Annotated in this window: 6 protein-coding genes; 3 read left to right on the top strand and 3 right to left on the bottom strand. The window is 68.6% G+C overall.

The genetic code is table 11. The features are described from left to right. Positions 1-103 precede the first annotated feature (103 nt). Together AB839_RS05175 and AB839_RS05180 are read right to left on the bottom strand one after the other, a co-directional pair. Complete coding sequence (locus AB839_RS05175; RefSeq protein WP_053499929.1) at positions 104-1,513, bottom strand: ATP-binding protein; 1,410 nt, start codon at positions 1,511-1,513, stop codon at positions 104-106. Positions 1,514-1,519: 6 nt separating this feature from the next. Further along, positions 1,520-2,248 (bottom strand): response regulator, encoded by a 729-nt coding sequence (locus tag AB839_RS05180; protein ID WP_005415886.1) that lies wholly within the window; start codon positions 2,246-2,248, stop codon positions 1,520-1,522. 204 nt (positions 2,249-2,452) lie between these two features. Here AB839_RS05180 and AB839_RS05185 point away from each other — a divergent pair, with 204 nt between their 5' ends. Genes AB839_RS05185 through AB839_RS05195 form a run of 3 tightly spaced genes read left to right on the top strand, consistent with a single transcriptional unit; the run spans position 2,453 to position 7,085 of the window. Then, positions 2,453-3,694 (top strand): efflux RND transporter periplasmic adaptor subunit, encoded by a 1,242-nt coding sequence (locus tag AB839_RS05185; protein ID WP_061478543.1) that lies wholly within the window; start codon positions 2,453-2,455, stop codon positions 3,692-3,694. Beyond that, positions 3,691-5,649, top strand: coding sequence for a MacB family efflux pump subunit (locus AB839_RS05190; protein WP_061478544.1), 1,959 nt, complete (start codon positions 3,691-3,693; stop codon positions 5,647-5,649). The genes AB839_RS05185 and AB839_RS05190 overlap by 4 nt, the downstream gene beginning before the upstream one ends. Beyond that, positions 5,646-7,085, top strand: coding sequence for a TolC family protein (locus AB839_RS05195; RefSeq protein ID WP_061478545.1), 1,440 nt, complete (start codon positions 5,646-5,648; stop codon positions 7,083-7,085). The genes AB839_RS05190 and AB839_RS05195 overlap by 4 nt, the downstream gene beginning before the upstream one ends. Positions 7,086-7,167: 82 nt before the next feature. Here AB839_RS05195 and AB839_RS05200 read toward each other — a convergent pair. Beyond that, on the bottom strand, positions 7,168-7,393 hold a 226-nt coding region (locus AB839_RS05200; RefSeq protein ID WP_275045198.1), incomplete at its 5' end, for a TrmH family RNA methyltransferase.

Here is a 7,393-nt window from a genome sequence, read left to right on the forward strand (position 1 = left end):
GCATGCCGGCAGGAACGGGCTGGCTCATCGGGGGGAGACTGGGGAGATGCGCAGATGATAGGCCAAACCCCGGCCCCGGCGTCACCGTTCGCAGCGCGCCGACTCAGCCGGCGCGGCCGGGTGCCACCACCTGGGCACTGGCAGGCCACTGCACCACCGCCTCCAGGCCACCTTCGGCCCGGTTGCGCAGCCACAACCGGGCGCCGTCCTTCTCGGCCAGGGCGCGCGCGATGGTCAGGCCCAGGCCGGCCCCGCCGGTTTCGCGCGAACGCGAGGTCTCCACCCGCACGAACGGATCGAACACCGCCTCCAGCTGCTCTTCGGCCAGGCCCGGGCCGTCATCGGCCACCACCACGGTAATTGCACCGCCGCTGCGTTCAACCCGCACCCGTGCCCGCTGCGCGTACATCACCGCGTTGTCCACCAGGTTGGAGAACAGCCGGTGCATGGCCAACGGACGCAACATCAGCACCGAACCACTGCCCCCTTCGAAGACCACATCACCGCCGCCTTCGGCGGCGTCCTCGACAATGCTCTCCAGCAGCGAATCCAGGTCCAGTGCGGCGCGCTGCTCGGCACTCTCGGCGCTGCGCGCCAGTTCCAGGCCCTCGCGCACCAGCGCCTGCATCGCCGCCAGGTCGCCGATCAGGCGCTCACGCAGGGCCTCGTCGCTGACATTCTCCAGGCGCAGGCGCAGCCGCGTCAGCGGCGTCTGCAGGTCGTGGGTGATCGCCGCCAGCATCTGCGTGCGTTCGGCCAGGTGCCGCTGCAGGCGGTGCTGCATGGCGTTGAAGGCTTCGGCGGCACGCTGCACTTCGCGCGGCCCGCGCAGTGGCAACGGGTCGCGCTGCAGGTCATCGCCAAGGTCTTCTGCGGCTGCGGCCAGTTCCTGCAGCGGCGCGCTGGCCATGCGCGCGACGATATAGGCCAGCACGGCAATCGCCAGCACCAGCAGGGTCAGGAACCATGGGTCCACGGCGAGGATGCCGTTGTGCGCCACCGCCGGCGAGTCCAGCGCCAGCTTCAGCAGCGTGCCGTCGTTGAGGGTCACGTCCACTGCACGGCATTTCGGCGGGATGAACGCGGGGTCGCGCTCGCGCGGCGGCCGCCGGTGGCCCGGCGGCGGCGGCGGCAGCAGCTCCTGCAGTTTGGGAATGCAGGAGCGGAACGAAGCGAAGTGCACGTGCGCGCGCGACACCGGCCCGGGGCGGTCTTCCAGCACTTCCATCAGCGCCGTGTCGGCACGCCCCAGGCGTGCGCCCGGCTGCAGCGCGCGCACGCTCGGCCCGCCGATCGCCAGCAGGCGCTCGCGCAGCTCCGGATTGCCGTCCAGCAGGTTGACGTAGCCCTGCAGGCGGTCGGCGATGCGGTTCAGGTTCTGCCGCTCGAACTCCTGCTGGCGCTTGGAGGTGGCCAGCATGGTCGCGCCGATCGCAGCCACCGCCATGCCCAGCAGCAGGATCACGAACAACCGCCCGACCATCGAGGACAGGAAATGGCGCAGGCGCTTCATCGCGGTTTATTCCAGGTTGACCGACGAGGCCAGCACGTAGCCTTCGTTGCGCACGGTCTTGATCAGTCCATCCGGGCCACCATCGTCGCCCAGCTTGTTGCGCAGGCGGCTGACCTGCAGGTCGATCGCGCGGTCCTGAGCTTCGTAGTTGCGGCCACTGCTGAGCGCGACCAGCTGCTCGCGCGACAGCACCTTGTTGGCGTGGGCGATGAACACCCGCAGCAGGCGGAACTCGGCGCCGGACAGCACCACCACGCGGCCATCCGGATCGACCAGGTGGCGATGCTCCAGGTCGAATACCCAGCGCGAGAAACGCGCGCGGCGTACCGCCAGCGGTTCCAGGTTGGCCGGCAGCGCCTCGGTCCGGCGCAGCACGTTGCGGATGCGCGCCAGCAGTTCGCGCGGCTCGAACGGCTTGGCCAGGTAGTCGTCGGCGCCCATTTCCAGGCCCAGCACGCGGTCGATCGGCTCGGCGCGCGCGGTCAGCATGATCACCGGCGTGTTCGAACGCGCACGCAGGTCACGGCACAGGGTCAGACCATCCTCGCGCGGCAGGTTGAGGTCCAGCACGATCAGGTCCACGTGCTCGCGGTCCAGCAGCTGGCGCATGGCGGTGCCATCGGCCGCAGTACTCACCTGGTAGCCGGCGCGGCCGAGCTGCTCGGCCAGCAGCGTGCGGATGTCGTTGTCGTCGTCGACGATCAGCAGTCGATGCATCGGGTTTTCAGTCTCCATGTCGCGATCATCCCGTGTCGGCAGCTGAACCGCATCCGGGGCAATGCGTACCAGTGTATCCACCCGCGGGCGGGATACCTGTGGTTACGCCTGTTCACCGACAGTGTTACATACAGACATACCCCGAGGATTGAGCCGTCCATCGCCCGGTCTTCACAATGCCCACCAACGCCGCCTTCGCGGCCTCGAGAGTGAAGCCACGACGTGACGTTCCGCCTGCTGCCAGCGACCCGCCGGAGTCGCCTGATGCTGATCGCCCTGCTCGCCCTGATCGTCGCCGCGACCGGCTGGTGGCTGCTGCGCAAGCCCGCCGCCCCGGCGGTGGCAACCTCGCCGGTCAGCCGCGGTGACATCGAACAAACGGTGGATGCCACTGGCGTGATCGACGCCTACAAGCTGGTCAGCGTCGGCGCGCAGGCCTCGGGCCAGATCAAATCGCTGAAGGTACAGCTGGGCGACACCGTGAAGGAAGGCGACCTGATCGCCGAGATCGATGCCACCACCCAGCAGAACCAGGTGCTCAACGCGCAGGCCTCGCTGGACCAGGTCACCGCCCAGCGCGCAGTGCAGCAGGCCACCCTGCGCCAGGCCGAACTGGAGTTCGCGCGCCAGCAGCAGATGCTGGCCGCCGAGGCCACCTCGCGCCAGGAATACGATGCCGCCGAAGCACAGCTGAAGACCGCCCGCGCCCAGCTGCAGTCCTACGAGGCGCAGATCAAGGGCCGCGAAACCGAGCTGGGCACCGCCCGCGCCAACCTGGCCTACACCCGCATCACCGCGCCGATGGACGGCACCGTGGTCGCGGTGGTGGCCGAGGAAGGCCGTACCGTGAACGCCAACCAGACCGCACCGACCATCGTCATGCTGGCGCGGCTGGACGTGGTCACCGTCAATGCCGAGATCTCCGAGGCCGACGTGGTCAAGATCAAGCCCGGCATGCCGGTGTACTTCACCACCCTGGGCGACCCGGACCGCAAGTATCACGCCACGCTGCGCCAGATCAATCCGGCGCCGGCCTCGATCGCCAACGAAAGCTCCTCCAGCTCCAGCAGTTCGTCCAGTTCCAGTTCCAGCAGTGCGGTCTACTACAACGCGCTGTTTGATGTGGAAAACCCGGACGGCACGCTGCGCATCGACATGACCGCGCAGGTCTCGGTGCTGCTCAAGCAGGCCAAGGGCGTGCTGATGGTGCCGGCGGTGGCACTGGGACCGAAGCGCCGTGGCGATGAGCGGATGGTGCGGGTGCTGGACGACAAGGGCCAGCCGCAGCCGCGCAAGGTCACCGTGGGCATCAACAACGGCGCCTCGGCCGAGATCCTGTCCGGCTTGAAGGAAGGCGAGCGCGTGGTGGTCGGCGAAGCCGGTGCCGCCGGTGCCAGCGCCGGCGGCGGCAACCGCGGCGGCATGCAGATGCGGGTCGGCGGCCCGGGCATGGGGCGCCGATGAGCACGACGGCGCCGCTGCTGCGCCTGCGCGACCTGCGACGTGAATTCCCGGCCGGCGACGATGTGATCGCCGTACTGCGCGACGTGAACCTCGACATCCACGCCGGCGAGATGGTCGCCATCGTCGGCCAGTCCGGCTCGGGCAAGTCGACGCTGATGAACATCCTCGGCTGCCTTGACCGTCCCACTCGCGGCAGCTACCAGGTGGCCGGCCGCGAAACCGGAAAGATGGAGCCGGACGAACTGGCCGAACTGCGCCGCGAGCATTTTGGTTTCATCTTCCAGCGCTACCATCTGCTCGGCGACCTCGACGCGCGCGGCAATGTGGAAGTGCCGGCCGTTTACGCCGGCAGTCCCGGGCCGGTGCGCAACGCGCGTGCCGAGCAACTGCTGCGGCGACTGGGGCTGGGCGACCGCATGCATCACAAGCCAGGCCAGCTCTCCGGTGGCCAGCAGCAGCGCGTGTCGATCGCACGCGCCCTGATGAACGGCGGCGAGGTGATCCTGGCCGACGAACCGACAGGCGCGCTCGATACGAAATCCGGTGAGGAAGTGATGGCGATCCTCGGCGAACTGCATGCCGAAGGCCACACCATCATCATCGTCACCCACGACATGAGCGTGGCCCGGCACGCACAGCGCATCATCGAGATCCGCGATGGCGAGATCATCGCCGACCGCGCCAATCCGGATGCGCCGAGTTACCGCGCCCAGCGCGAAGCCAGTACCGGCGTCGCCCACGGCAACAGCTGGCGGGCGGCCCGCGACCGCTTCACCGAAGCGTTCCGCATGGCGCTGCTGGCGATGAACGCCCATCGCCTGCGCACCTTCCTGACCATGCTCGGCATCATCATCGGCATCGCCTCGGTGGTCTCGGTGGTGGCCCTGGGCAACGGCTCGCAGCAGCAGATCCTGCAGAACATCAGCGCGCTCGGCACCAATACCATCGACGTCTACCCCGGCCGCGGTTTCGGCGACATGCGCTCGGCGCGGGTGCAGACGCTCAAGGCCAGCGATGCCGACGCACTGGCGAAGCAGAGTTACGTGGACAGCGCCACCCCCAGCGTGTCGACCTCGGTCACCGCGCGCTACCGCAACCAGTCTTCCACTGCGCAGGTCAGCGGCGTCGGCGAGCAGTTCTTCCGGGTCAAGGGCGTGACTCTGCTCGGTGGCAGCTTCTTCGATGCCGATGCGGTCAAGGGCCTGGGCCAGGTGGCGGTGATCGACGAAAACACCCAGACCCAGTTCTTCCCCGATGTCGACCCGGTCGGCCAGGTGATCCTGCTCGGCAACGTGCCGGCACGCGTGGTCGGCGTGGCCAAGCGCCAGAGTTTCGGCTTCGGTGGCAGCACCAGCCTCAGCGTGTGGGTGCCCTACACCACGGTGATGTCGCGCATGCTCGGCCAGAGCCATGTCTCCAGCATCACCGTGCGCGTGGACGACAACACACCGATGGATGCCGCTCAGGAAGCGATCACCCGCCTGCTGACGATGCGCCACGGCACCGAGGATTTCTTCCTCAGCAACAGCGCCGAGATCCGCGACACCATCGAGCAGACCACGCGCACGATGACCCTGCTGATCGGTGCCATCGCCGCCATCGCGCTGCTGGTCGGCGGCATCGGCGTGATGAACATCATGCTGGTGTCGGTGACCGAGCGCACCCGAGAGATCGGGGTGCGCATGGCCGTCGGTGCACGACAAAGTGATATCCGCCAGCAGTTCCTGATCGAAGCGGTGCTGGTGTGCCTGCTCGGTGGCGTGCTCGGCATCGGCCTGGCCCTGCTGCTGGGCTCGATGATCGGCCGCTTCGCCAGCGACTTCCAGGTGCTGTTCTCCACCGCCTCGATTGTTGCCGCCTTCGCCTGCTCGACCCTGATCGGCGTGGCGTTCGGCTTCCTGCCCGCGCGCAATGCCGCGCAGCTTGACCCGGTAGAGGCCCTGGCACGCGAATGAAGATGATGACCCGACTGCCCTTCCCTGCCCCCTCGCGCCGGCTGCTGGCGGGTGCCGTTCTGCTCGCCCTGTCTGGCTGCGCCTCTGTCGGCCGCTATCCGGTGGCCGATCCCGACGTGGCGGCCCAGTATGGGCGTGGCGATGCCACCCTCAACGCACCGGCCGGCGACCCGCGCAGCAGCCTGGACACACCGGGCCACGACATCCGCCAGGACACCTGGTGGACCGGCTTCGGCGACGAGCGCCTGGACCGCCTGGTGGCGCAGGCGCTGGCCGCCAACAGCGACCTGGCCGCCGCCGGCCTGGCCGTGCAGCGTTCGCGCCTGCAGGCCGGCCTGGCCAGCAACGCGCTGTGGCCGCAGCCTTCGTCATCGGGCGTCAGCGGCAATGCCAGCCGCGCCACCGACCAGGCCGACGAATGGCGCCGCAGCTACTCCACCGGCGTATCGCTGGGCTGGGAGGTGGATCTGTGGGGACGCCTGCGCACCCAGCGCGACATCGCCCGCTGGGAAGCCGAAGCCAGCGAGGAAGACCGGCAGAATACCGCCCTGCTGGTGATCAGCGACACCATCACCCAGTACTGGAACCTGGCCTACCTGAACCAGTCGATCGCCACCGGCCAGGCCAACCTGGAGCGGCTGGAGCGCACCCGCGAACTGGTGCAGGCCCGCTTCGACGCCGGTGCGGTATCGCGCCTGGAAGTGCGCCAGGCGCTGCAGAACCTGCAATCGCAGCGCGCCTCGCAGAGCGCGCTGGAACAGCAGCGGGTGGAGGTGCGCAACGCACTGGCCGTGCTGCTGGACGGCACGCCCTGGCCACAACAGGACGAACCGCAGGACCTGCTGGGCGCACACAGCCCGCGCATTGTCGAGGGGCTGCCGGCCGACCTGCTCGGCCGCCGCCCCGACCTGCGTGCGGCAGAACTCCGCCTGCGCAACAGCCTGAAGACCATCAGGGTCACCGCCACCCAGTACTACCCGGCGCTGAGCCTGACCGGCAGCCTCGGTTCCAGTGCGGCCTCGCTGGGCGATGTACTGCGCAATCCGGTGGCCACGCTGGGTGCCGGCCTTTCGCTGCCATTCCTCAACCTGCAGCGCGCGCAGCTGGATACCGATATCGCCGGCACCAGCTATCAGATCGCCGCGACCAATTTCCGCAAGACGCTGTACACCGCGCTCTCGGAAGTGGACAACGCCCTGTCCGCGCGCGAGCAGCTGGCGCGCCAGGTCGCTGCCTCGCAGGCTTCGTACGAGGAAGCGGTGGAAGTGGAGCGCGCGCAGGAAGTGCGTTATCGCGTGGGTGCTACCGATCTGCGCACCTGGCTGGAAGCGCAGCAGACCCGGCGCGATGCCGAGCTGTCGCTGGCGCGCGTGCGCCAGGGCCAGCTGAACAACGACGTGACCCTGTTCAAGGCACTGGGTGGCAGCGCGGGGTAGCGGCTTCTGTAGAGCCGAGCCCATGCTCGGCTGCTTTCCTGATCGGGTATGCGATAGCCGAGCGTGGGCTCGGCTCTACAGATCAACCGCGCTGGCGCACGGCCTCGAACAGGCTGACGCCGGCGGCGACGGAGACATTCAGGCTCTCGATCTCGCCCGGCATCGGGATCTTGACCAGGCCATCGCAGTTCTCGCGGGTCAGGCGGCGCAGGCCGTCGGCTTCGCCGCCCAGCACCAGCGCGATGTTGCCCTTCAGGTCCAGCTGGTACAGCGACGCGGTGGCTTCGCCGGCCAAGCCATAAATCCAC

The sequence above is a fragment of the Stenotrophomonas sp. DDT-1 genome (assembly GCF_001580555.1).
GTDB classification, from domain to species: Bacteria; Pseudomonadota; Gammaproteobacteria; order Xanthomonadales; family Xanthomonadaceae; genus Stenotrophomonas; species Stenotrophomonas sepilia.

Bases quoted from the DNA above. Each gene is read 5' to 3' on its own strand.
- AB839_RS05175 (WP_053499929.1), bottom strand. From the start codon at position 1,513: ATGAAGCGCCTGCGCCATTTCCTGTCCTCGATGGTCGGGCGGTTGTTC.
- AB839_RS05180 (WP_005415886.1), bottom strand. From the start codon at position 2,248: ATGGAGACTGAAAACCCGATGCATCGACTGCTGATCGTCGACGACGAC.
- AB839_RS05190 (WP_061478544.1), top strand. From the start codon at position 3,691: ATGAGCACGACGGCGCCGCTGCTGCGCCTGCGCGACCTGCGACGTGAA.
- AB839_RS05195 (WP_061478545.1), top strand. From the start codon at position 5,646: ATGAAGATGATGACCCGACTGCCCTTCCCTGCCCCCTCGCGCCGGCTG.